This is a genomic window from Rhizobium sp. SG570 (genome assembly GCF_012275345.1).
GTDB classification, from domain to species: Bacteria; Pseudomonadota; Alphaproteobacteria; order Rhizobiales; family Rhizobiaceae; genus Rhizobium; species Rhizobium lusitanum.
The window spans coordinates 392,533-418,005 of the sequence record NZ_JAAZQI010000003.1; the positions used below are offsets into that span (position 1 = coordinate 392,533).

Annotated in this window: 23 protein-coding genes and 1 pseudogene; 17 read left to right on the forward strand and 7 right to left on the reverse strand. The window is 57.2% G+C overall.

Translation table 11 applies throughout. The features are described from left to right. Window positions 1–99 precede the first annotated feature (99 nt). From FHT28_RS36820 to FHT28_RS09185, 3 genes are all read right to left on the reverse strand, one after another. Window positions 100–654 (reverse strand): response regulator, encoded by a 555-nt coding sequence (locus tag FHT28_RS36820; protein WP_348644976.1) that lies wholly within the window; start codon window positions 652–654, stop codon window positions 100–102. Further along, window positions 596–3,271, reverse strand: coding sequence for a PAS domain S-box protein (locus tag FHT28_RS09180; protein ID WP_081938660.1), 2,676 nt, complete (start codon window positions 3,269–3,271; stop codon window positions 596–598). The genes FHT28_RS36820 and FHT28_RS09180 overlap by 59 nt, the downstream gene beginning before the upstream one ends. 215 nt (window positions 3,272–3,486) lie before the next feature. After that, entirely contained in the window at window positions 3,487–3,966 is a 480-nt protein-coding gene (locus FHT28_RS09185) for a pyridoxamine 5'-phosphate oxidase family protein (RefSeq protein ID WP_168596041.1), read from the reverse strand. 350 nt (window positions 3,967–4,316) lie between these two features. Between FHT28_RS09185 and FHT28_RS09190 the strand changes: the two genes are divergently transcribed. From FHT28_RS09190 to FHT28_RS09230, 9 genes are all read left to right on the forward strand, one after another. Further along, window positions 4,317–4,715: a hypothetical protein gene (locus FHT28_RS09190; RefSeq protein WP_113119516.1), complete on the forward strand. Its 399-nt coding sequence runs from the start codon at window positions 4,317–4,319 to the stop codon at window positions 4,713–4,715. Next, on the forward strand, window positions 4,715–5,491 hold the full coding sequence (locus FHT28_RS09195; RefSeq protein WP_113119517.1) for an SDR family NAD(P)-dependent oxidoreductase: 777 nt from the start codon (window positions 4,715–4,717) through the stop codon (window positions 5,489–5,491). Before FHT28_RS09190 ends, FHT28_RS09195 begins: the two co-directional genes overlap by 1 nt. Beyond that, on the forward strand, window positions 5,491–7,314 hold the full coding sequence (treZ, locus tag FHT28_RS09200) for a malto-oligosyltrehalose trehalohydrolase (RefSeq protein WP_168596042.1): 1,824 nt from the start codon (window positions 5,491–5,493) through the stop codon (window positions 7,312–7,314). The genes FHT28_RS09195 and treZ overlap by 1 nt, the downstream gene beginning before the upstream one ends. After that, window positions 7,315–7,683 (forward strand): hypothetical protein, encoded by a 369-nt coding sequence (locus tag FHT28_RS09205; RefSeq protein WP_168596043.1) that lies wholly within the window; start codon window positions 7,315–7,317, stop codon window positions 7,681–7,683. Between the two features lie 17 nt (window positions 7,684–7,700). Further along, window positions 7,701–7,898 (forward strand): hypothetical protein, encoded by a 198-nt coding sequence (locus FHT28_RS09210; protein WP_246703104.1) that lies wholly within the window; start codon window positions 7,701–7,703, stop codon window positions 7,896–7,898. A gap of 184 nt (window positions 7,899–8,082) precedes the next feature. Next, on the forward strand, window positions 8,083–8,958 hold the full coding sequence (locus FHT28_RS09215; protein ID WP_037190935.1) for a sugar ABC transporter permease: 876 nt from the start codon (window positions 8,083–8,085) through the stop codon (window positions 8,956–8,958). Then, entirely contained in the window at window positions 8,955–9,863 is a 909-nt protein-coding gene (locus FHT28_RS09220; RefSeq protein ID WP_051963186.1) for a carbohydrate ABC transporter permease, read from the forward strand. Before FHT28_RS09215 ends, FHT28_RS09220 begins: the two co-directional genes overlap by 4 nt. A gap of 4 nt (window positions 9,864–9,867) precedes the next feature. Further along, window positions 9,868–10,971: an ABC transporter ATP-binding protein gene (locus FHT28_RS09225; protein ID WP_168596044.1), complete on the forward strand. Its 1,104-nt coding sequence runs from the start codon at window positions 9,868–9,870 to the stop codon at window positions 10,969–10,971. A 42-nt stretch (window positions 10,972–11,013) separates the two neighbouring features. Further along, complete coding sequence (locus FHT28_RS09230; RefSeq protein WP_037190931.1) at window positions 11,014–12,261, forward strand: ABC transporter substrate-binding protein; 1,248 nt, start codon at window positions 11,014–11,016, stop codon at window positions 12,259–12,261. Between the two features lie 70 nt (window positions 12,262–12,331). Here FHT28_RS09230 and FHT28_RS09235 read toward each other — a convergent pair whose 3' ends face one another. Continuing rightward, window positions 12,332–12,775: a VOC family protein gene (locus FHT28_RS09235; RefSeq protein ID WP_037190929.1), complete on the reverse strand. Its 444-nt coding sequence runs from the start codon at window positions 12,773–12,775 to the stop codon at window positions 12,332–12,334. Window positions 12,776–12,778: 3 nt separating this feature from the next. Beyond that, entirely contained in the window at window positions 12,779–13,213 is a 435-nt protein-coding gene (locus FHT28_RS09240) for a VOC family protein (protein WP_168596045.1), read from the reverse strand. Window positions 13,214–13,302: 89 nt separating this feature from the next. Between FHT28_RS09240 and FHT28_RS09245 the strand changes: the two genes are divergently transcribed. The 7 genes and pseudogenes from FHT28_RS09245 to FHT28_RS09275 form a co-directional block, all read left to right on the forward strand. Then, a complete protein-coding gene (locus FHT28_RS09245) occupies window positions 13,303–14,322 on the forward strand; it encodes an IclR family transcriptional regulator (protein WP_246703103.1) in 1,020 nt (339 codons plus the stop codon). Between the two features lie 1,398 nt (window positions 14,323–15,720). After that, complete coding sequence (locus FHT28_RS09250; RefSeq protein ID WP_168596046.1) at window positions 15,721–16,710, forward strand: BMP family protein; 990 nt, start codon at window positions 15,721–15,723, stop codon at window positions 16,708–16,710. Next, window positions 16,700–18,304 carry an ABC transporter ATP-binding protein gene (locus FHT28_RS09255; protein WP_168596047.1) on the forward strand — a complete coding sequence of 535 codons (1,605 nt, stop codon included), beginning with the start codon at window positions 16,700–16,702 and terminating at the stop codon, window positions 18,302–18,304. The genes FHT28_RS09250 and FHT28_RS09255 overlap by 11 nt, the downstream gene beginning before the upstream one ends. Next, window positions 18,301–19,383, forward strand: a complete 1,083-nt coding sequence (locus FHT28_RS09260) for an ABC transporter permease (protein ID WP_168596048.1) — start codon at window positions 18,301–18,303, stop codon at window positions 19,381–19,383. Before FHT28_RS09255 ends, FHT28_RS09260 begins: the two co-directional genes overlap by 4 nt. Beyond that, entirely contained in the window at window positions 19,380–20,336 is a 957-nt protein-coding gene (locus tag FHT28_RS09265) for an ABC transporter permease (protein WP_168596049.1), read from the forward strand. The genes FHT28_RS09260 and FHT28_RS09265 overlap by 4 nt, the downstream gene beginning before the upstream one ends. A gap of 6 nt (window positions 20,337–20,342) precedes the next feature. Continuing rightward, entirely contained in the window at window positions 20,343–21,071 is a 729-nt protein-coding gene (locus FHT28_RS09270; protein WP_168596050.1) for a creatininase family protein, read from the forward strand. Between the two features lie 37 nt (window positions 21,072–21,108). Then, window positions 21,109–21,465 (forward strand): annotated as a pseudogene (locus tag FHT28_RS09275) (elongation factor G); the annotation flags it as partial. A 327-nt stretch (window positions 21,466–21,792) separates the two neighbouring features. On the opposite strand, the gene FHT28_RS09280 reads toward FHT28_RS09275, so the two are convergent. Beyond that, complete coding sequence (locus FHT28_RS09280) at window positions 21,793–22,062, reverse strand: hypothetical protein (RefSeq protein WP_080760497.1); 270 nt, start codon at window positions 22,060–22,062, stop codon at window positions 21,793–21,795. A 1,069-nt stretch (window positions 22,063–23,131) separates the two neighbouring features. Next, window positions 23,132–24,013 (reverse strand): helix-turn-helix domain-containing protein, encoded by an 882-nt coding sequence (locus FHT28_RS09285; RefSeq protein WP_113085094.1) that lies wholly within the window; start codon window positions 24,011–24,013, stop codon window positions 23,132–23,134. Window positions 24,014–24,080: 67 nt separating this feature from the next. Here FHT28_RS09285 and FHT28_RS09290 point away from each other — a divergent pair, with 67 nt between their 5' ends. Beyond that, complete coding sequence (locus FHT28_RS09290) at window positions 24,081–25,397, forward strand: alpha-glucosidase/alpha-galactosidase (protein WP_168596051.1); 1,317 nt, start codon at window positions 24,081–24,083, stop codon at window positions 25,395–25,397. Window positions 25,398–25,473 lie beyond the last annotated feature (76 nt).

The following is a 25,473-nucleotide window of genomic DNA, read 5'->3' on the forward strand; positions in this document are numbered from 1 at the left end:
ACAAGAAAAGGCGAGCGGGTGGCAATTTGTTCCGAGCGAAGGCACATCGTCGCGCCGGTACAAAGTAAGCGTCAACCGATAAGCCCTGCAGTGCTGCTATCACGAATTGCCGGTGCCGAGAGCACATTGGACAGCTGCTACCAAGGAAGCCATCGAGTAGGGTTTAGTAAGCCATGCGATCGGCTGTGCCGGAGCGGCGCGAGCGCGGATCTCCAGATCCGAATGGGCCGTTGAGAAAATCGAGCGGAGGCCATATGTTTTAAACAGTTCGAGCGCGGTATCGACCCCGTCCAACGTTCCGGGGAGACGAACGTCCATCACCACCAGCGTAGGAGTTTCCCCGCCAGCAATTTGCAAGGCCTCTTCGGAGGAGCTTGCCAGCGTTACCTCGAAGCCGGCTGTTCTCAAAGCTTCCTCCATTTGGATTGAGATCAGGAAATCGTCTTCAACGATCATAATCCGGGTCGGCACGCCGGGGCTGCGATCGAGGGCCGGCTTGTCGACCCACTGTTTTGCCGGCAGTTTCTCGTGCGCGGGCATCAGGATGAGATCCAGCATGCAACGATGATGGGGTCCGAAGCCGTCGAATAAGCTTTCAGGAAAAATAAATGCTGCATCGTGTCCTCGGTTCAGTTGTGACAGAAAACTGACCACGCAACTGTCGTGCGAGGCCTTGAACCAGCTTCAATCCGGACGAACGGTGTCGAACAGATTCCCAGTCAAAGCCGGGACCATCGTCTTCCACAAAAAGGCAAATCTTGCCATCTGCCCTCAGGAGGCCCGCCTCAAGTGTTCTTTCGCGCGCGTTGCCACCGTATTTCAGGGCATTCGTCAGAAGTTCGTTCAATATGAGGGCGAGCGGCATTGCCGTATCGTTCGCCAGTACCGTATCATCGATCGAATATCGAATGGTGACCTGTCCTGGGAACGTCTGACGTGCGGTTTCGCAGACTGACTCTAGAAGTTCTCTGGCGGAAAAATGCGCGGCGTCCGTCGTGCTGTAAAGAACCTGCTGCGCCGCAGCCATTGCGGCAATTCGCTTGCTGGCATCGCGAAGAATTTCGCGCGCTTCGGTATTATCCGTCTTGCGACTTGCCAAGCTCACCAACGACTGGAGCATCTGCATATTATTTTTGACACGATGGTTCAGCTCGTTGAACAGCAAGCGTATCTGTGTTTCCGCCTCTTTTCGTTCGCTGATGTCGACCAGCATATTGATCCCGCCGATGACGGCGCCCGTTTCGTCGCGCAATGGTGTGGGGTGAGGGATGAAAGGTATCCGCGTCCCATCCGGCCTTTCCGCGACGGCCTCCACCCCCCGCACGATACGACCCTCTTTCACCGCAATCGCCATTGGGCATTGGTCATGGGGCAGCGGCGTGCCGTCGGGCCAATAGAGTTTCGAACTCACGCACCATTCGTCAGAGCCGATTATGGGGATGCGGCCTGCAAGTTCAACGGCTGCTTCGTTGTAGTAGGTGATCTTGCCGTTGGCGTCGGTGGTATAGATTGCTGCCGGTATCGCTGCGAGCAGATCTTTCATTTGCTGTTCGTTGCTTCGAAGCTTAGCCTCCGCAGCCTTGCGATCCGTGATGTCGCGCGCGATTTTCGAAGCACCGATAACCCTGCCGTGATCGTCCCGGATGGGCGAAATGGTCAACGAGATTTCCACCAGTGCGCCGTCCTTGCGTTGGCGCACCGTCTCAAAATGATCAACGCGCTCGCCACGGCGAATACGCCCGAGGATGAGGGGTTCTTCATCCAAGCGATCCGGCGGAATAATCATGGTGATCGGCTTGCCGATGGCTTCTTCCGGCGGATAGCCGAATAGACGTTCGGCACTGTCGTTCCACGACGTAATGATGCCGTTAAGATCTTTGCTCACGATCGCGTCATGGGACGACTCTACGATTGCGACAAGCTGGTTGGCGGCGCGTTCGGCTAGCTTACGCGCAGTTTCGTTGCGAACCCGCTCCACAGCAAATCCGAGTTGCCGGGCGACGGTCTGGGCCAGCCGAATCTGCGATTGGCTGAAGGCATGCGGAAGATCATAATAAGTCATGAACTTCCCCAAAAGGCGGCCTTGCGAGATGATCGGAATGAAGGCCAGTGCGCCAATCCCCTCACTGCGTATCGCATCCCTTAGTGGTCTAGGCAGATCCGCTCTCTCTATATCTTCGATTGTAATAGGCTCCGGATTGGTACTCTGCAAGGACCAGGGAGAATGACCCGCGACCGCTGACTGATAGGCGGGTGAAAGGCGACGTGAGGCGACAAAGTTCAACTCTCCTGTCTCGCTGAACAGTAAAACCGCAGAGCGGTCGCAACGGAGTGCTCGCCCAATCACACTCAGAGCGAGCTGGTAAACGTCATCAAGGGTCGCCGCGCGCTGAAGGCCATCGGTAAATTCATAGAGCGCAGACTGTTCTTCCACGTGGCGCAGGAGGGCGATTTCAGCTTCTTTACGAGCAGTCACGTCATGCTGGACACGCACGGCATATAGAAATCGACCCTCTACGTCCTTGACACTCTCCGAGGTCACCGCAATCCATAGTTTGGTACCATCGCGCCGAACGATGCGCTTCTCAATGGTATAGTGATCTATCTCTCCGCGCACCTGACGTCGGAATTCATGTTCGTCGATATCAGCGCTCTCCGCCAAGAACGGATCGAAGATCGAGCGATCCAGCAATTCGCTCGCAGGATAGCCGAGCAAATCTGCAAGGCATTCGTTAACGCGCCGAAGTTTACCATCTGCGTTGACTTCGGCGAGGCCGATGCCTGCGTGATCGAAGGTGGCGACGAGGCGCTGCTCCTGGCGCTTAACGGTGTCCTCTGCCTGAATGCGCCGAGTAATATCGTGAAAGCAGCTGATGGCCCCATCGATTACCCCATTTTCGCCCTCCACAGGCTCGATGTGAACCATCACCGAGATCACAGACCCGTCAGGCCGCTCAAGTTTTCCCTCTAGCCCGTGAATTGCTTCTCCCGTCCGCAGCACGCCCGCCATGGGCGCTCTTGCGGGCGAAATCTGCCGGCCGTTCAAGTAGAACTTGTGGGAGCCGCAAAACCGGTCGTCGTCAGAACCGATCGCCGGTACCCGACCCCAGAGTGCTGCTGCCTGCTTGTTGAACCAAAGAATGCGGCCCCGGACATCGCAAGCATAAATTGCCAAAGGCAGGTTTTCGATCAGATCCGGCTTCGGCTGTAGTGGGAATTCAGACCGCAAGACATGAGGTAAAGCGGACTCCACTACAATATCATTACGCATATCAGGAACCTTCGCTTGAACCCGTCTTTGCTGAAACGGCGCGTCATGTGGAAAGTTCCATTAAGGACGCGTCGCTGGCTGACGTGTTCATCCAAATTCCGGATCTCGTCAGGATCGTGGGGACCAACAGCTCGGCAGGGAGGAAAACGCGATGGCACCTGCGTACCAAAGGCCACCGAACGTCAATCTCCCTGCGCCGAAAATGCATTCATAGCTCAGAGATCAACCTTGGCATTTTCTCCGATATCCGGCTTTGCACTCGATATCGCGGCAGCGACCATTTTGATGTAGCTGACGATCGTGCCCGAGCAGTCCCAAAACTCCGCAAAGGACGGGGTGACTTTCAAAACCCTGATCGCAGGGTCATTCGGGCTGTCCCACCATATCTTCGCGGGTGGCCCCCATAACTCGTCGATCCACCGCCGATCCTTAAGAATCTCGGCTTGCCCGGAAACCGAGACATATTTCTGCCTTTTCGTGTCGGCGTAGGCCAGGCACACGTCGGGTCGCAACGCAATTTCCTCGTCCTTGTGAGCCTTAACATCGGTCAGGAAATAGATCGCGTTTTCTATGCGCTCAGCGTGAGCCGTCATCGGCCGCGCACGCAGCTCAGACCCATTTTGCGTGGCCAACATGCAAAAGCCGATTGTTTCGACGAGATCCCAAACGCGCGTCGCATCGTCCTGTTCGGTCATGTCGCTCTCCCGCTGTTAGAGATACCAAACCCCCAATGCCGTCTGGTTGTTCCCTTCCTCTGGGTCGCTGTCTTGAAGTCTCGCTACCTCGCTATCCGGTGATGTTACGTGGGCGGAAGGGGAGTGAAGGGCCGCGGCTGCGGGTCAGATCAACCTGCGGCTAGTCACGGTGTTCCGGCGCGCCGAAGTCCGATGCCGATTAGAAAGTGCGAACCTCCGTGGATGTCACGCTGGAAATCAGCAGGAACCGATCGGCACAAATCCCGAAAGTCGCCAGTCCGTCCGACAGTGGACAGGAACCTGACGAGGCCTTCGCGAGTTCTGCTTAATGATGTGATAGGAGAGATGAGATGCAGGTTACAGAGACACGCGTTGCGTTGAGCGATGGGTCGACAACGGTGGAATTCGTTAGCGAGGGATCCGAATTCGTTTCGGTCACCTTCAGTACCCCGAACGACGCCCTCGACGACTCAGGGGCGATCACCCACGCCAAGGCCCTTATGGTTCAGCTTGCCACTTTTGGCGACGAACAAGAAAGAGACGGTAGCGTCAACCGCTACGATGCTTTGAGCAACGGCAATTTTGATGAAGGAAGTAGGGGCCCGGAGCCTGTTCCCAGTGCTCGGTCCAGCAAGGACGCGGATGTTTTTGAAGAAGAACTCGAACAGGGGCTGGAGAATAGCTTTCCCGCCAGTGATCCTGCCTCCGCAACCGTGACAAGTATTCCCTCGAGGCGATCGGGCAACTGATGGCGAACCGTGTCGCACTGGTGACTGGCGCGGGTTCCGGGATCGGACGGGCCTCGGCCATACTCCTAGCCTCCAGGGGATATTCGGTTGGCGTTCTCGGTCACAACCAAGAAGAGATAATAGCCACGGCTGCCGCGATTGCGGAGAGTGGCGGAGCAGCCATTGCTCTGGCCGCGGACATAGCCCTCGAAAATCAGATGAGAGAAGCCGTTCGCGCGATTGTCAGACAATTTGGCCATCTTGACGCCGTTGTCGCCAATGCTGGGATTAACGGTGTGTGGGCTCCAATCGACGATCTGAAGCCGCACGAATGGGACCAGACTGTCAGGGTGAATCTAACGGGAACCTACCTGACACTTCACATCACGGTCCCGGAATTGAAGCGCAGCGGCGGCGGCTCGATCGTCGTCGTCTCGTCAATCAACGGTACGCGCACATTCACCACGCCCGGTGCGACGGCATATACCGCGACGAAGGCTGCACAGGTCGCCATTGTCCAGCAACTGTCGCTGGAACTTGCCCGCCACCATATCCGTATCAACGCTGTCTGCCCCGGCGAAATTGAAACCAACATTGAGGCCAATACCGCGTTGCGAGACGAGGCCGAAACTGCGATCCCCGTTATCTGGCCGGAGGGTCAGGTTCCCATTACAGGCGGCGCACCCGGCAAGAGCGAGGACGTTGCCGAAGTAATCGCTTTTCTCGTCTCCGACGCGGCGCGGCATGTCACCGGAACGCCGATATGGGTCGACGGCGGCCAGGGGCTGCTGCGCTGATGGACGCCATCAATTTGAACAGACAATTTGCCTGGGGGCCAATTCTTCATGACGACGGTAGCGCGAGTTTTCGCTTGTGGGCGCCGGCCCTCCGGGAATTGAGCCTCCGAATAGACGGCCAGGTTCTTGCGATGGAGCGGAATATCGAGGGCTGGTTCGAAACGCTTGTCGAGACGAAGACGGTCGGCACGCCATACGGATTCGTGCTTCCGGATGGAAGGATCGTGTCCGATCCAGCGTCGCGCCAGCAGGCGACGGATGTTAGTGGCCTATCGATCCTTGCCGATCCGCATTCATATCGCTGGCAAAATCGGGATTGGAAAGGCCGTCCTTGGGAAGAGACGATAATTTATGAGATCCACATCGGGACATTTACGCGCGAGGGAACTTTCCGGTCGGCAATCTCAAAGCTGGAACAGCTCGCGAGTGTAGGCATCACTGCCGTTGAGATCATGCCATTGGCCCAGTTCCCGGGCGGGCGTGGCTGGGGCTATGATGGTGTCCTTCACTATGCGCCCCACAATGCCTATGGCTTACCCGATGATTTCAAGGCATTTGTGGACGCGGCCCACGGCCATGGCCTGATGGTTTTCCTCGATGTGGTCTACAACCACTTCGGTCCGGAAGGCAACTTCCTCGCGGACTATGCTCCCGACTTTTTCCATAGCGACAACCCAACGCCATGGGGACCAAGGATCGCATTCGAACGGGATCCCGTGCGGCGCTACTTTCTCGACAATGTCGTCTACTGGTTGAGAGAATTTCGCCTCGACGGGCTGCGCTTTGACGCTATCGATCAGATTGACGATAGTAGTCCTCTTCACATCCTGGAAGAGATACCGGAGACGGCCCATGCGGCAATCGGCAATCGGCGCCTCCATCTGATCACGGAGAACCCGGCAAATGGTGCCGAGCTGATCGCGGACAGGGCGGGTGGCGGACGCCTCTACACGGCCGACTGGAACGACGATTTTCATCACGTCTTGCATGTCATCGTCACGGGCGAGAACCAGGGCTACTACGCGCCGTTCAGAGAACATCCCTGGGAGAAGCTTAGGAGGGCTATGGCCACCGGCTATCTCCGGCAGGGAAAGCACATTCTTGGCGACCGACGCGTGCTGACTGAGGCGTTATCTCCAACGGCATTCGTCCACTTTCTGCAGAACCATGATCAGGTCGGAAACCGGGCGCTTGGCAATCGTCTTCATACCATGGTCGACGAGCGTGCCCTTCGGGTACTCACCGAAATCCTTTTCCTGTCTCCACAGATCCCGCTTCTCTTCATGGGCGACGACCATCTAAGCTCGAAGCCCTTCCGTTTCTTTTCGGACTACCAGGGGGATCTCGCCGCGGCAATTCGGGAGAGCCGCCCGAAAGAGGCTGAAAACTTCGGCGGGCTGCCAGAAGGTATGCGTGTGAGTGATATCCCCGACCCCAGTGCTGCCGAGACTTTCCTGCAATGTAAGCTCGATTGGCAGGAGACCTCCGACGAAGGGCGCCGCGAATGGAGCGACTGGCTTCGACGCCTGATCGGCTTCCGGCGCGATCACATCGTTCCCCTCCTATTCCATGCCCGGGGATATGCCGGCTCGATTGTCACCGCGCCGGAGCGGTGTCTCTTTGTGGACTGGCGGTTCGTAGACGTTGTCCTGCATATGCGCGCAAACCTGTCGGAGGAGGACGTCATCTGTGACAGATCGGCTTCGGCGACGATTTATCCGTCCGAGCAGCGGACGGAATCTGGCTTGCCACCCTGGTCCGCGACCCTATTCATGACGAGGCTGTCAGAGCGGGAAGCCGTTAACGATGACGAGGTTCGTTAGATGAGCGACACCGAGATGATCAATGGATTTGAGCTTACCATGATCGATGTGGGACCGAGGTCTCTGCCCGTGGGTTACGGAGGCTCGGGGCCGCCGCTGCCGCTCACGGACATCCGCGCACGGCATATGACGTGGGGCCGCGTAGCTGATCTGCTGATTACATGCAGAATGGTCAATCGTTTGGGAATTCGTCATCCCTTGGTCGCGCCGGCCGTCAAGCCCGCAGACGAAGAGTTTCTGGAAGTAGAGAAAGAGAAAGGCGATCGGGACGGTCATGACAACCGATGCTGCCTTGACCGCGCCCCAATCAGTGTTGAATTCGGTGGAGAACTGATACGGCGAACGGTCTCCTCGGACTCGGCGCGCTGATCCAGGTCTGCGCCAGCTTGCCGAACAATTTCATCGCCTTCGAATACACGACCGGCGATCCCGACTGGTGGTACGACATCGTGGAGGGCCTGCCCCAGACGATCGTGAGGAGCGGCTTCGTCGATATCATCGACCGGCCGGGCATGGGCGTCGATCTCGTGCCGGAGAAGGCGAAACGCAATCTTGCGGAAGACGACCGCGATTTCTTCGACTGACGCGAATGTCTCGGCGGCAGTGGCTCGTCAAACTGCGCAATCGGGAAACGAGGCTGAAATCCGATTGACATTGCTGTTTTACGATTCCTATAGTTGGTCCGTTATGAACTAGAGGAAGTTCATATAAAAACTGGTTGACGGCGTTTCAGAGGAGTGAAGCGCTTGCAGCCAAAGGAGGAGGCTCATGGGAATCCGATGGAGCCGCGTCACCCCGCATTTGGCCGTTGCGCCTGCGGCCCTGCTGACGCTTGTCTTTTTCATTGGGGCAATAGGCTGGACCGTCTATCTATCATTCACGGCCAGCCGCCGCTTTCCGGACTATGAACTGATCGGTTTGAAACAATATTGGCGGCTGTTTCATGATTCATCATGGCTGCTGTCCCTGCAAAATCTGGTGATCTTCGCCCTTGGCAGCCTGCTGTCGATCGTCGTCGGCTTCATCCTTGCGGCGCTGATCGATAAGGAGGTGCACGGCGAGGGCTTATTCAGAACCATCTTCCTTTACCCCTTGGCGGTTTCGCTGATCGTGACCGGCCTCGTGTGGCGATGGCTGTTCAATCCCAGCCTCGGTATTGAGAACGTTCTTCATTCGCTTGGCTGGCAAAGCGCATCCTTCAACTGGCTCGCAAGCCAGGACACGGTCATGTTCGGCGTCATCCTTGCCGCCGTCTGGCAATCGACCGGCTTCTTCATGGCGCTGATGCTGTCCGGACTGAAATCGATTAACACCGAGATCTGGCAGGCCGCGCGTCTAGACGGCGTACCCTTCTGGCGCCTCTACATCGAGGTGATCATTCCGATGATGAAGCTCACCTTCCTGACCTGCATCATCTTGCTCTGCATCGGCGTGGTGAAGGCCTATGACATCATCGTCGCCATGACCAACGCCGGCCCGGGCGGCGCGTCCGTCATGCCTGCCTATTTTGTCATCGACGCCTACTGGCAGAAGCAGAACCTCGGTTTCGCCTCGGCGGGCGCGACCGTGATGCTGCTGACCACGCTCGTTCTTTTCCTGCCGCTCGTCATCGTCACGGCTATCAGGCAGAGGAATGCGACATGACGGCGATACCCCTGACATCGCAATCCGCTAACCAGGTGAAAGCCCGTCGTCGCCCGTTCATTCGGCCGCATCGCGTGGTGGTCTTCGTCTTCCTGCTGATGGCCGCCGCCTTCTTCGCGGTGCCGCTCTACGTCATCGTGGTGACGTCGTTCAAGACGATGGACCAAATTCGGCTCGGGCAGATCTTCTCCCTGCCCTCACCCTGGACGACCGATGCCTGGACCTACGCCTGGACGCAAGCCTGCTCCGGCATGAACTGCAACGGTGTGCGGGTGGGTTTCGTTAATTCGCTCTATATTCTTGCGCCGAGCCTCGTGCTGACGATTTCGCTCTCGATCATCACCGGCTACGGGCTTGCGCTCTGGAACGTCAAATGGGCGAACGGCTTCCTGTTTGTGCTCTTCATCTGCGCCTTCGTGCCCTTCCAGATCATCATGTATCCGCTGATCAAGATTGCCGGGACGCTGCATATATACGGCACGACCTTCGGCATCGCGGTCATTCACAGCGTCCTGTCGCTGCCCTTCCTGACCCTGATCTTCCGCAACTACTTCCGAGGAATGCCGCCGCAGATCATCGCGGCGGCGATGATCGACTCAGGCTCGTTCTGGCGGATCTTCTTCGAAATCGTGCTGCCGATGTCCGGCAACATCATGATCGTCGTGCTGATTCTGATGATCACCGGCATCTGGAACGACTTCCTGGTCGGCCTGACCTTTGGCGCACAGGATACGCAGCCGATGACGGTCGTGCTCAACAACATCACGGTTACGACCACCGGCGCCAAGAATTATGCCGTCGACATGGCGTCGGCGCTGCTGACCGCGCTGCCGCCGCTCGTCATCTATTTCGTCCTCGGTAAATTCTTCGTGCAGGGCATCACGGCCGGCGCCATCAAGGGATAGAGGCATGCCATCCATCGCATTCAACAATATCGTCAAGAAATTCGGCGCGCTCACCGTTATCGAGAACCTCAATCTGAGCATCGGCGACGGTGATTTCCTCGTGCTCCTCGGCCCATCGGGCTGCGGAAAGACCACTCTCCTCAATCTGCTGGCCGGGCTACTGGAAATCGATGGCGGCGAGATCCTGATCGGCGAGCGCGACGTCAGCTATCTCGACCCCAAGGATCGCGGCCTCGCGATGGTGTTCCAGTCCTACGCGCTCTATCCGACCAAGACCGTGCGCGGGAATATGAACTTTGGGCTCTCGTCCCGCGGCATCACCAAGGCGGAAGCGGAGCAACGCATCGCCTGGGCGGCAAAGCTGCTGCAGATCGAGCATCTGCTCGACCGCAAGCCTTCCCAGCTCTCCGGCGGCCAGCGCCAGCGCGTTGCCATCGGCCGGGCGCTGGTCAAGCAATACGGCGTCTGCCTGTTCGACGAACCGCTCTCCAACCTCGACGCGAAGCTGCGCAACGAGATGCGGATCGAGATCAAAAAGCTGCACAACCAGCTGAACAACACCGTCGTCTACGTGACGCATGACCAGATCGAGGCCATGACCATGGCGACGAAGATCGCGGTCATGAACAAGGGCGTCATCCAGCAGTTCGGCACGCCCGATGAAATCTACAACGAGCCCGCCAACCTGTTCGTCGCCGACTTCGTCGGTTCTCCGGCAATGAACGTGCTCGACTGCACAGTTCGGAGAAACGGCAGCGGGCTGGTGGCCGTGGAGGACAAGGGCAGCGCCGAGATCAACCTCGGCCACTATAAATGGAAGGGACAGGCGGCGGAGAGCGGCGCGGTCAAGGTCGGATTCCGCGCAGAAGAACTTTTGACGGAAGAACGAGGTGATGCGGGCGCGACCATTCGCTTCGATTGCCCGGTCGAATATTTCGAAAAATCGGGCGCCGATGCCTTCGCTTTTCTGACCATGTCCGGAAAGAGCATCGCCGTCCGCGTCGATGGACGCGATGCGAATCGCTATCGCGGCAGACAGAGTCTGCCCGTCTATCTGCCGCTCGATAAGCTTAATGTCTTCGATGCGCCGACCGGCCGGCGGCTCTAGCCAGAATTCAAAAGGCCAGGTTTCAAAAGGGAGGAATGACGCATGAGGAAATGGAAATTTCTGGCGGGGGTAGCGCTGCTGCTTGCAGCCACCACACTTGCAGGCAATGCGCGGGCGGACGATATCGTTGTTTATCACACATGGTCGAAACCTTCCGAAATCGCTGCACTCGGCGTGTTGCGTGATGCCTGGGCCAAGGACGGACACCAATGGAAGGATCTTTCGATCGCCCATGATTCCGGGGCCAATGTCAGCCTGATGAACATGATCACGGGCGGCAATCCACCTGCGATTTTCATGAACTCCGATCCCGGCATCTATCGCGATTTGAACAAGCAGAATCTCGGCATGCCGCTGACCAAGCTCTTCAACAGCATTGGAGCCACCAAAAACTTTCCGCCTTCGGTGCTGAACAACATTACTGTCGACGGTGAGATCATGAAAGCGCCGGCGACGGTGCACATCGACGGCATGATCTATTACAACAAGCATGTCGCCGATGCGGTCGGCATCGATCCGAAATCCTGGAAGTCGCTCGATGACCTGTTCGCCGCCTTCGACAAGGTGAAGGCCGCGGGCTATATCCCAATCGCTCAAGGCGGCGATCAATTCCAGAAGGCATATCTGCTGCAGGCACTTATCGCGGCTGAGGAGGGCCCTGATATCTACAACCGCTTCTACGGCGAAAAGCCCGACAAGAGCGTGCTCGACACACCCGAAATGCGCGCCGCGCTGAAGCGATTTCGACAGATCGCCAATCACACAGATCCGGGATCGCCGAACCGTCAGTGGAACGATACGACCAATCTGGTCATCACCGGCAAGGCGCTGCTGCAGATCCACGGCGACTGGATGAAGGGCGAGTTCCTGGCGGCGAACAAGAAACTCGGCACTGATTTCGATTGCATGAACATTCCCGGTACCAGGGCCGTCGTCGTGACCGTCGATTCCTGGGGGTTTCTCAACACCGGCAATGCGGAAACTGCCAAGGCACAGGAAGACTTTGCCAAGCTTGATGTCGATCCAAAACTGAACGCGGAATTCGTCCTGAAGAAGGGCGCAAGTCCGGTTCGAACCGACGCCGACACGACCAATCTCGATGCCTGCAACAAGCTCGTACTCGATACGCTTAAGGACCCGAACAAGCAGGTATCGAACCCCTTCAACACGGCCGACGCCGATTGGTACCGGACGATCTGGGAAGAGGCCGACAAGTATTGGAGCGATCCGAAGCGCACTGACGACGACTTCATCCATGCCATGCAGGATGCCTACGACCACATCTTCTGAGCTAAGTGCAAAAAAGCCGAGGCCGCCAGGCTAGGCGGCCTCGGGACCCATAGTAACGGTTAGAGGCCGGTCAAACGGTTTCCGCCCGCAGCTTTTCAATTGCCTTCAGCTGGATGCAATGGGGCGCCATTTCCATGACCTCGATCTGCGTGCCGTCGGGATCTTCGATCCATCCGCCGCGATTGCCATCAATCCCGCGTTTGGTCTGGCGCGGCTGGCTCGGTTGAATGCCAGCTTCTGCAAGCTCCGCGAACGTCTTGTCGATATCGTCGACCGTGAGGCAGATATGGAAGATGCCAATCACATCCGGTCCGGTTTGCGGCCGTTTTACGCCCTTTGGGAAAAGTTCGAGATACTGGTCGTCATTGATCCTGAGATAGACGATCCACGCCTCTCCCTGATCATTCAGCAGGCGCGTCATTTCGCGAAAACCAAGCTTTTTGTAGAAGGAAAGCGACTTGTCGAGATCGCTCACGCGCAGGGCGATATGCCCGAGATGTCTGAACAGATCCATGGCTCAGGCCTGTCCATTGATGCGGCGGATGGCCGCCGTCTGCATGGCGTTGACGCCGAGTTGCATAAGCTCAATTCGATTGCCTTCAGGGTCCGCGATCCAGGCCTGGTAGTTGTGGTCGACGCCGAGCTTCTTTTCGGCCGTGAGTGTGACGCCGCGACCGGTGATTTCCGCGATAGCCGCATCGATATCATCGACTTCAAGGCAGAGATGGTTGTAGCCGACATTGGCAAACGGCGGCGCGCTGTCGCCGACGCCCTCGGGAAAGAGTTCGATGAACTGCGTATCGGTAATGCGCAGATAGACGATCCAGAGACGGCCGTCGCGCTCCAGCCTGAACATTTCATCGAAGCCGAGTTTGTTGACGTAGAAATCCATCGAACGTTCGATGTCCTTCACGCTCACGGCAACATGCCCGATCGCTTTCACATTTTTCATTTTTCTTCCTCCTCCTTGAAATCCTCCGGAAGCGCGGCTTTTCAAAGAGCGCCTTGCTCCAGAGCAGCATCAGGCAACGATAGAATAGCTTGAGTATTCCGTTGCCTTGTTTACATTTGAACCGGATGAAGTTCATTTGCGAATTTATCGAAACTTTCGCTCCAGAGTCAACCGAAGCGAGCTACAATTGCGCCAAAGGCATGCATTGCTTATTGAACGCAGAGCATCCCCTCATCAGGCCAACAGGGTTCCGAATGCACGAGATCAGTGAAGACGCCGCCCAGAAGTATCGCATCCCGGTCATCGAACAGATGGTCGAGGTCTTCGCGCTATTGGAGCGCACCCCCGAGGGTGCGACGATCCGTGATGTGGTCAAGGCGGTGAAGCTTTCGCGGACGACGGTCTATCGAATGTTAAACACACTGAGCGCTCACGACTTCGTCCATCGTTCTCCCACTGGCAGTTATACACTTGGCCGGCGGCTCCTGACACTTGCCGCCCACGTCGCTCCGTCTGTGGCAAGCTACGACTTGCTGGCGATTTCACAGCCGTATCTGAATAGAATTTCGGAGGTGACAGGGGAGGGCAGCAAGCTCACAGTTCCCTCAGGTGACAATGTTCTGGTGGTCGCTGCTGCCCAGGGCCGCGGTCAGTACGCGCTGACTGCGTCGGCAGGCCAGCGGCTTCCCTTCCATGCTGGGGCTGCCGGCAAGGTCCTGCTTGCTTTCGCAGCGCAGGAGGATATTGCTCGCCAGCTGACAAAGCTCGAGAGTTTCACCAGCTTCACGATTTCCGACCCTCACCGGATGCTAAAAGAACTAGAGAACATTCGTGCCGCCGGATGGGCGCGGGATATGGGCGAGCAAATGTCCGGCGTTCATGCCATCGCCGCCCCGATCCGCGATTATCAAGAGAAGGTCGTCGCGGCGGTCAGCGTACCCTTCGTTGCTGGCGTCGATGAACGGCGAATTGAGGAAATCAGGCGCGTTGTGCTTTCGACAGCGGACGCAATCACGAGGGAGATCGCGCAGGCGAAACCAGCGGTCGTTTCGGTTGAGGCAGCCGCTGTCAACCCCAGCCTGCATCGCAAGACGGCGAAGAGGAATTAAAAGCGCTTCGGCGAGATCCGAGCCTCTCCTCTATCTGCCTGCGAATATCGTTGGTGAGTGGATGGAGCGCTTCAGCGGGTAACGAACCACAGGGCTGTAGCCCATCCGTTTTATGACCAGGCGCATTAGCGGCCGCGCTGGAGTGACATGAGGTGGTCGTCAAGCTGTCGCGCATGCGATATCACGTTATCTCGTCAACGACGAGAGAGGGTGTGGTTTTGTGAAATCAGGCCAGCGTGCCGATCACGGCCTTCCTGTCAGACATTCGAACACGCTCCAATAGCATTGCTGCACGGACCAAATTTCAACATTTTGCATCTATGCGGCCCGGATCGAAAATAGCTTGATTGGTCCAGCATACCGCATAAGCGCAACGCGTCCCCTCGACGGGCTTGCGGCAGTCAACCTTTCGAGCCTCACGGCGGAGTTCTAACTCGCTCATAGTTATGTGCCCCTCGGCAGAGAAGGTAGCATGAAACCGCTGCTAATTAGAAATATGACAAATGACTGGGCCATATAGGAAAACGCGATGGCAAACGCTCTCTACACGCGACTGCAGGCCACGGCAAAGCGCCAGATTGAGATTTCTGGCCAAAGCGGTAGAGGGCGGCGAAGGTCCCGAAATGGCATACACTGCCAAGCTCGTGCCGACGACGTGCGAGCAGCGCTGTGTCGACGGCACCACGATCCTCGCCGTGAGAGGCACATCTACAGTTCATCAGTCGGGATCGCCATCGTGCCTCCGGTCGGTGACATCGTTTCAGCAGGCGGCGTGGACGACCACATCGTTGCCGACGCTGACAACTATGATGGCGTGACCAGTACTATTTTCATCGTTCATAAAATATAAGTTGAAACATATGAGCGGAGTACTCCCTCTTGGATGGTTGTCGCGGCGTCTATTGTGGCGACAATTAATAAGAATGATCTATTAATGCCGTGGCCGACAAGGCGGACATTCATAATCACATGGCGCCACGGAGATAGCGCCGGCGCCCGCCCGTTCCATATTCCCGCCTCGCATGCCAGAGCGACACTGCCGTGATGTGAAAACATGTCCGTGTTCTCTTAGGGTGTTAATTTTTAGACGGCACGTTTACAAGCCTAGTAATTGAGCAATAGGGTATTGCCGGAAGCTTCGCTTGAGGCTCAGACTGCCCCATTTCAGTAGGCATTTTCGTGGCATCCTCATCCTCAAATCTTACCGATGGCCTTCTTATCAACGCTCTTAATGAGGTGCTGGTACGCTGGGGTTTAACGCTAGTAGCCCTCGTTAGGTACGGGGCTGACAAGCTGCTGTGTGTGGGTCGCCTCTGTGAGCGTATAGACCGGGCAGACTCATCCGATCGTCTGGTGATCGAGTGGCCCTGAATTCACAAAAAACAAGAGAGGGAACTGATGATAAGTATTTTCAAAACATTGAGAGAAGGGGTGCAGCTTCTGGCGGTAGTCATGCTGATCGCTTTTGGCGGCTCGCAGGCGGTTCATGCTGCCGGGTTGAAAATCGCGATGGTCATGCCTGGTCCGATCAGCGACAATGATTGGAATTCGGTCGGCTACAATGGGCTTCAGGCGGCTGCCAAGGCGTTGGGTGCAGAGGTTGCCTATTCAGAAAATGTCAGCGATGCGGATGCCGAGCGTGTTTTGCGCGACTATGCATCGCGCGGCTACAAGTTGATTTTTGCTCACTCGTTTTCCTATGGCGACGCCACCCTGAACGTAGCCGAGGATTTCCCGGACACAACGTTCATGGCGGGAACTGCCAAAGAACTCGCCCCCAATGTCGGCAGTTATTCCAACCCCGATTATCAGGGCGCCTATCTGGCCGGCATGCTGGGCGCCGGGGCATCCAAGAGCAAGACCATCGGCTGGGTCGGCGGCATGCCGGCGCCGAATATGCTCGCCAATTTCCACGCCTACGAAGCCGGTGCCAAGGCGATGGTTCCTAGTGTGAAGGTTCTCCATAGCTTCATCGGCTCCTGGTTTGACCCGCCCAAGGCCAAGGAGGCCGCGATTGCTCAGGTCGAGCAGGGGGCCGACGTTTTATCCGCGCAGGGCGTCGGCGTGATCGATGCCGCAAATGCCAGGAATGTGTTTGCGCTCGGCGCCATGACCGATCAGAACCATCTTGGACCTAAAACCGTGCTGACGAGTGTTCTGTGGGATCTCGGTCCTCTTATCACAGCTGTCGGCAAAGCTGTCGAGGATAAGACTTGGACGAGCCAGAACTGGTCCTTCGGCATTCCGGAAGGTGCCGTCAGACTCGCCGATTTCCACGGGCTGGATGCCGGCGTTTCCTCGGACGTGCTGACGGCCGTCAAGGCAAAGTTTGATGCGATCAAGTCTGGCGCTTTCACTGTGCCGCTGGATACGTCAAATGCCGACTGAGAATGAAGGTTTTTCCGCAACTTCCGGCATCGCGTCGGAGGTTGTCGGGGAGGCTGAGACGAAAGCTGCGCCGCTGCTCGACATGCGGGGCATTCGGGTCATTTTTGGCAGTTTTGTTGCCAATGATGCTGTTGATCTCACCGTCAGGGCAGGCGACATTCATGCCCTGCTCGGGGAGAATGGTGCTGGCAAGTCGACCCTGATGAAGGTTTTGGCCGGTCTCCTGGTTCCCTCCAAGGGCGAGGTGCGGATCGGCGGAAAGAGAGAGACAATAGCAGGTGCTGCTGAAGCCATGCGGCTTGGTATCGGCATGGTCCATCAGCATTTCATGCTGGTGCCTCCGCTCACCGTTGCAGAAAACGTGTGTCTTGGTCTTTCTTCTGCCGGGAGGCTCATTCCCAACCTCAAGCAATGCGCCAACAATATTCGGGCGCTGGCAAAGGCCTATGATCTGGATGTTGACCCGAATGCCCGCATCGCTGATCTTTCGATTGCCAGCCAGCAGCGGGTGGAAATCTTGAAGGTGCTATATCGCGGCGCCCGCATCCTTATTCTTGATGAACCAACAGCCGTGCTGGCGCCGCAGGAAACCAGCGGATTATTTCGCATCCTGCGCCTGCTCGCAGCGGAGGGCGTGGCAATTATTTTCATCAGCCACAAGCTCGACGAAGTGATGGCGTTGACCTCGCATGTCACGGTGCTCCGACACGGCCGCGTCGTGGCGAGCGCCGCCACCGCGGATACAGATGCACGCAGTCTGGCGCGCATGATGGTTGGGGCAGATATCGCTTTGCCAAAGCTGGAAGACGCAGTCCCCTTGGGCGCTGTTGCCGAAGACGACAAAGGCCCCGTGCTTTCGGTCGAGAGCCTCGTCTGCCGTGATACAAGCGGCGTTCGGTGCGTCAGCGGTGCCAGCCTGAACGTAAGGTCAGGCGAAATTGTCGGCATCGCGGGCGTTGATGGGAACGGTCAACAGGAATTGGCCGAGGCGATCGTCGGCCTGCGCAAAGTCGAAGGTGGCTCGATCAGCATAAACGGCTACGCGGTCACGCATGGTTCTGTCGCGGAGCGGATCAACCTTGGTCTTGCCCACATACCGGAGGATCGCCACCGCACGGCATTGGTGGAGTCGATGACGATAAGCGAGAACGCCGTGTTGGAGCGCGTCGGAGATGCGCCATTCTCCAGAGGCGGTTGGATCGACAAGGCGGCGATAGCATCGCTTGCAGATACGATCATCAAGGATTTCGACGTACGCACTACGGGCCGGGAGCAGAAAATCGGAACGCTCTCGGGCGGCAATCAGCAAAAGGTCGTCCTCGGGCGGGCACTTTCGCGTGATCCCAGCCTGATCGTCGCCGTTCAACCCGTTCGTGGTCTGGATATTGGGGCAACCGCATTCGTTCATCGAGAGCTTCTCGCCCGCCGCGCTGCCGGGGCCGGAGTGCTTCTGATCTCGACTGAGCTCGATGAAATCCTCGCGCTTTCAGACAGAATTGTCGTCATGTTCAAGGGCAAGGCAATCGGCGAGTTGAAACGGGAAGAGGTGACCGTCGAACGGTTGGGTTTGATGATGGCGGGGCAGGTGACATGAGCGGAACAGAAGATGTTCAATTGAAACGGCCGTACGTTCCACCCGCATTGGTCAGCAGCACGGCTTCGGCATTAGCCGCCTTCATGGTGGGCGCAGTGTTGATCGCTGCAGTCGGCGTCAATCCGCTGACGGCATATGGTGCACTTCTCGATGCGGCCCTCGGCAGTCGCAATGGGCTGTCGGAGACCTTGGTGCGCACCGTACCGCTTGCGCTTTGCGGTCTCGGCATTGCACTTGCCTTCCGGGCTGGCGTCTTCAATGTTGGCGCCGAGGGACAGTTATACCTTGGTGGGACCGCGGCGGCTGCCGTCGGCGTCGCAGGCTCCGCTCTTCCCTCTGTCCTCCTTCTGCCGGCAATGATGCTGGCGGCGGCGCTGACTGGTGCGCTCTGGTCGGGGCTCGCCGCCTGGCTGAAACTTCGCTTTCGCGCTGATGAGCTGATCACCACGATCATGCTGAATTACGTAGCGATCGATTTCGTCTCCTTCCTTCTGCATGGACCGCTTAAGGATCCCAATTCGCCGTTGGCGCAGACAGCGCGACTGACCACAGAAGCGCGGCTTCCCACTCTTTTGTCTGGAACGCGCCTGCACGCCGGCGTTCTTATCGTCGTAGTCGCTGTCATTCTGGCACATCTGTTTCTCTGGAAACGGGTGGGTGGCTTCCGGTTGCGTGTGGTCGGTTTTAATCCGCGTGCTGCGCTCAATGCGGGGATCGATGTGCGTTACACTCTCATGCTCGGCTTTCTGATCAGTGGCGCGCTCGCCGGCCTTGCAGGGTTTGCCGAGGTATCCGGCGTGCAGCGGCGCATGATCGAGAACCTTTCACCCGGTTTCGGCTACAGTGCCATCATCGTAGCGCTGCTCGGTCAGACCAATCCTGTCGGTGTATTGGCATCTGCGTTCCTGTTTGCGGCGTTGCAGATAGGAGCGACGACTATGGAGTCGGCGGCGGGCGTGCCGAGCACGCTGACGACAGTCATTCAGGGGCTTGTCGTTCTGTTTCTCATCGGCAGAGCGGCGTTGCCGCTCGTCTCGGGCTGGCTTTCTCGCCGATTGCGGCCGGGGGCGGTAACATGAATATGTTGTCCGCTCTGAACGATCCGGTATTTGCTGGCTTTCTAGCGGCTTCAATGCGGTTGGCTATACCGATCATGCTCGCAGCCCTTGGCGGACTCTTCGCGGAGCGGTCGGGTGTCCTGAACATCGGACTGGAAGGCATGATGCTCATTGGAGCCTTCGTAGGTTTCGTTGTCACATTTGCAACTGGGCAATTGGCCATAGGTATTGTTGCCGCCGTGCTTTCTGGCGTCACCGCCGGCCTTCTGCTCGGCCTATATACGATAACGCTTGGCGCCAATCAGGTGGTGGTTGGGATTGCCTTGAACCTGCTGTCGGTCGGCGTTACTTCCTTCTTCTATCGCCTGTTCTTTGGGGCGGCCACGGATCGACCGCGGATCGAACCCTTCGCGCCTGTTGATTTCGGCGGGCTCGGTGATGTCCCGCTGGTCGGCCCGCTGCTGTTTCGTCAGGACATGCTGGCTTATCTCGGGCTCTTATTGATCGTTCTTACCTGGTTTGTGATGAAGAAGACGCGATTCGGGTTGAATATCCGTGCTGTCGGCGAGCATCCCGAGGCAGCCGAGACACTCGGCGTCGATGTCGTCCACACGCGGTATATCGCGATCGCTCTTTCCGGTGGACTGGCGGCACTCGGCGGTGCTTTTTTGTCGCTTTCAGCAACAGGCATCTTTCTCGACAACATGACGGCGGGTCGCGGCTATATCGCCCTTGCCATCCTCATTCTCGGTCGCAGACATGCCGTTGGCATTCTGTTTGCCGCTCTCCTCTTCGGCTCCGCGGATGCTCTGCAACTGCGAGCCCAACTTCTGCCCATCAATGTACCACTGCAATTTCTACTCATGTTGCCGTATGTCTTGACGATTGTGGTGCTTGCCGGATTTGCCGGCCGTCAAGGCACGCCTGCTGCCCTCGGGTTGCCCTTTCTCCGCAGTGGTTCGCAAAAAGGATAACTGACGATGCTTGATCTTCATGAAGCTACCTCGCCTGAAGTTGGGCAGGCGATTAGCAAGGGTGCGGTCGCCGTGCTGGCCGTTGGTGCACAGGAACAGCACGGTGCACACCTGCCGCTGTCGACGGATACGGTCATGGCACAGGGCGTGGCGCGGCGCATTGCCGAGGCAATCGGCGGTCTTCTGTTGCCGCCGATTGCCTACGGTGACGCATGGAACAACGAAGGATTCCCGGGCACACTGTCGCTTTCGCCAGACACCATGCGCGCGATCTTCATGGATATCGGTCGGGGACTTTCACGATCCGGCTTCAGGGCGCTCGTCATCGTCAATGGCCATTTTGGAAATCGAGAGCCGATCGCGCTGGCTGCCCGTCTGCTGAAGCAGGAGACGGGTTTTCCCGTCTTTCATCTGGATTATCCAGGTATGGAGCAGGCTGCAAACGATATCTGCGACAGCAAGCCCGCCGCGCCGACCTTCTACCATGCGGACGAAGTCGAGACCTCGATGATGCTGGCGCTGGCCCCTCATCTGGTGAGAATGGACAAGGCCGCAGCGGAATATCCGACATTCCCCGCGACGTTTGGCATGGAGGCGATCAGTCTCAGCACGTTCAACAAATCCGGCGTCTTCGGCGACCCAACGTCGTCCACGGCAGCCAAGGGTGAGGCGCTGATTGCGCGTATCGTTGATGAGAGCGTCAAACTTGTCGAGCTATTCCTCTCGGATAGATGACAAATGCAATCCGATCGCTGTTGCTTCGTTTCCGGCGACGCCGTGCATCCTCTTCGTCAACCGGATGGACGAACCGAGAGGGCGGCTGAGGGACGTGATCGCCGCGCTTCAAGACTACGCCAACCACACGCTTTTGCTTCGCCAGATCCCGATCCGCGAGGGGGACAGGATCATAGGCAGTTGCGATCTGATTTCGGAACGGGCGTGGCGCTATCGGGAAGGCCAGACTTCGGCGCTGATCGCAATCCCCGAAAGCGCGGCCGAGCGCGAGCACGAAGCGCGCAGCGAGCTCCTGGAACACCTGTCCGAATTCGATGACCGGCTTCTCGAAGAACTGATCGAAGATCACGAGCCGCCCAGCAACGCGCTCTATGCCATTTCATCGCGGCTTGTGTGACCATTCGCTGACACTCGGGGATGGTTATCCGGCATGGGTATAGCATGGTTAGTCGTTGAAGTATGTTGGAGGCTTGATGACACGAGTGAAAAGTTACTAACTTCTGCGCAATGTGTCGCCCACTTAGGGTTCCAATTGCCTCAAAGAAAATTGCCCTGCCAGGTGGGGCCAGGCAGGGCAACAACAGGAGTATTGTTGAGAGCGCGAGTCGGATGTGAACTGGAGTTTAGTAACTTGCGCAGCTCAATCTATCATTGTGTGACAGTTTTGTGAATTGTGGCATTCGCATCAGGCGAGAGGAGAAGAACTCGCCGTTCGCACCAACTACTCGCAAACGGTTTCGCGCACTACTACCCGATGATGATGACGGTAGCCGTAGCGCCTCTCTGTCCAGCACCGGCGATGATACCTATAGCGCGGAGCGTCATAGTATCCATCATCTGCGTAGGTCGGTGGATCGCTGTAATAGCGTGGCGGCGGCGCATCATAGTCGTAGCGAGATCCGACTCCGTATTCAAAGTAGACCTGAGAGAATGCCGGCGATGCGGCCAAGGTCGTTGCGAGCGCCAGCGCCGCGATTACAATTCTTTTCATGTCTTTCCATTCCCATTTACATACAGCTGTGACGCGCTATCCCGCGCCTTAAATGTAGTATGCCATGAGCGGCGCTCGTGAATACGGACCAAAGTCCCGACCAAGTAAGGACTTAGGCCTTAGAGCTTGTGAAAGCTCTGTTCGCCAGCGTTGCGTGGCCTCCTCGTACTCAAATCGTAAGATGAGATATCGTCTCCAACCGAATAAGTAGGCGGTGGCGACTGAGGGTTTATACGTGCTCCCGCCTGCAAGATGAGCGGTGTTATGCCCTTTCGAAAACATGCATCTATTCCAAATGATCTCAATTTTCGTGAAGCGTTATTGCTTTGGACTCGCAAGTTTGTCAGATCCGACACGGGGGCAACGCGCGTTACTCAGCGGACGATTGATGTGTTGTGCGCCAATCCCAGCCTCCTCGACGGACGTGACATAAACGAAGCGATTTTCATGCTATTGCGTCGGCACGCGTTCAATGAATTCGAATTGTCGTCTGAGCAAGGCCATCGAGGTGATGGCGCCATGTCTGGGAAAAAGCTGATGTGCTGAGGCGAATAGGCCGTTACGATCGGCAGACCGAGCATGTCGGCGTCCGCCCTCACAGGCATGGGAGCATTGTTTACGGAGCAGCGTCGACTAAAATTATCTTATTTGTATTAGATACTTAACTCCGGACTAAGGCGTCATATAACGCCTCCATCGGATGAGAAGTTCGATTCCCTTCCTCTCCGCATTGACTGCTCGGTCCGGCGACGACGTGTGTCGGCCGACGCCTGCTCAGGCAAAACACCGATTCCCTTGAAGGCGGGGGCTTGCTCCCTTTGGAGCGTTGAAAATCGGATATCATTTCCGCAACCGGATGGTTTTGACCACTACTAAGTGTTCTTACCAATGAGGTGATCCGCTTCACGTCGACGACGGAACCCCGATATCCACCAATTGGTGGTCCTTGGCTGTCTCTCCAATAAACGTCGGCCGATAAGTTCGATCAGCGCGGGCGCCAATGTTGTGCGTTTTATGGTGGTAGCCGTTGCTCGGGCTGAGTAATCCCCATTCCAGTTTCGACACCTTGCTACCTCGGCCTGGTGGAAACGCGAAAGTGCCTGGGCGTCATACCCGTCTGCCTTTTGAAAACTTCGTAGAAACGAGCAGCCGACCCAAACCCGCAATCGTCCGCGATGTCCAAAATCGAGTCATCCGTTTCGGCTAGCCTCTGCATGGCGCGAGCCAACCGATACCGGGTCAAGTACTCCATAACGGATATTCCCAATACGCTGCGAAATGCTCTGCTGGCAGTGGTCGAGTGGACGTTCGCGTGCTTTGCTATCGCCGCCAGTGTCAGCGCTTCACCATACCGCTGACCGATCAAATCAGTTAGGAGTTGGGTGTATCGTATCTCCGAACCCGACAATCTTGGATTGGAGGCCATTGCAGGCCTGTCGAACGTGTGATCGAGAATCAATCGCCGGACCACGATCGACACTTCATCCTTTACGAGTTGCTGGCGCGCCGAGCCGCCTACCAGCCATTCATCGGCCCAGCGCTCGCGAACGTTGATGGTCCCGCTGGAGGCTCCGGCTTCGTTTACGAACGCACCCTGAAGGACTGCCTGTCTCGACGCCGCGTCGATCGGCAAAGCGAGAAAGTCCACGAGAGGGAGATAGACGCATACCAGCGGAGACTCCGGAGTGACGACGATGGTCTGGTGCGGGATTGCTGCCCAGAACAGCACCATTCGACCCGCTTCCACATATTCCTGTTTCCCGTTGAACAGGTAGGTCATCGACCCCTCAAGGAGGAGATTGATCTCTATGTGGTCGTGCCAATGGGCAGAGATCATCGTGTCCGCGACGTGGCGCTCAACCGTAAAGTCTCGCGGGGATCCAATCCACTTACCTTCGCTTACCGTCGATTCGTTGCCCACACATGCTCCGATCCTGGAATTATTTTCCATTTAGCAGGAAGAAATTCTCGGTGGGAAGAGGCAATCAGTTGTCGGTCATCAACTCGGGAGCAACCCCATGCCGAAAATTTGCCTCGTTGGAGCCGGAAGCACCGTCTTCGCTCAAAACATTCTCGGTGACGTCTTATCGACGCCGACCGACCACGACTATGTCATCAGTCTTTTCGATATCGATCCGGAGCGGCTGAAAACTTCAGAGATCGTGGCCCGTCGCATCTGCGAGGCCTTGCATCTGAACCGTGTGCGGATCGAAGCGACGCTCAATCGGAGGGAAGCGCTAAAAGATGCGGATTTCGTGATCCTGATGATGCAGGTGGGCGGCTACAAGCCTGCGACCGTGACGGATTTCGATATCCCGAAGCAATACGGTCTGCGTCAGACCATTGCAGACACGCTGGGCATTGGAGGCATTTTCCGGGGCCTTCGCACCATCCCGGTCCTGGACACCATCTGCCGCGACATGCAGGAAGTCTGCCCCGACGCCTTGCTTATGCAATACGTGAACCCGATGGCGATCAATTGCTGGGCAATCAAGGAGATCGCGCCGGAGATCCGCAATGTAGGTCTCTGCCACAGCGTTCAGCACACAGCGGGCCACCTTGCCGAATGCCTGGGAGAAGACATCGGCGAGATCAACTACCTTTCCGCAGGGATCAATCACATTGCGTTCTTCCTGAAGTACGAGAAACTTCATGCCGACGGCCGGCGCGAGGATCTGTATCCCCGGCTAAAGGCGCTTGCCGCAGAGGGCAACGTGCCCGAGGACGACCGAGTGCGGTTCGATGCGCTCAAGAGGCTCGGCTTCTTCGTTACGGAGTCCAGCGAGCACTTTTCGGAATATACGTCCTGGTACATCAAAGATCGACGCCCGGAACTCATCAATGAGTTCAACATCCCGCTCGACGAGTATATCCGCCGATGCGAGGTCCAGATATCCGAGTGGCACGCTCTACGACAGGATCTGGAGGGCGGCAAGCCAATAGACGTCTGCCGGAGCAACGAATATGCTGCTGGCATTATCCATGCTGCGACGACCGGGAAGCCCGCTCTCATCTACGGCAATGTGCCCAACGCAGGGCTGGTTGAGAACCTTCCCCCCGAATGCATCGTCGAGGTGCCGTGCCACGTGGATCGCAACGGAATTCAACCTATCCGGATCGGCCGGATTCCTTCTCAGCTTGCCGCTGTCATGAAGTTGAGCATTTCCGTCCAGGAACTCACGGTCGAGGCCGCTCTTACTGGGAAGCGGGACAGGATTTACCAGGCAGCGCTCCTTGATCCGCACACTTCCGCTGAACTGTCGCCGGACGAGATCTGGCGCATGGTCGATGACCTGATCGAGCGACACGGCGATCTGCTACCCGCCTATCGCTGAAAAGCTCAACATCGGAAGACACACAACGGCGCTCATCCAGCGCCGTTTTTTGTTCGTTAAATCGATCATAAAAAAT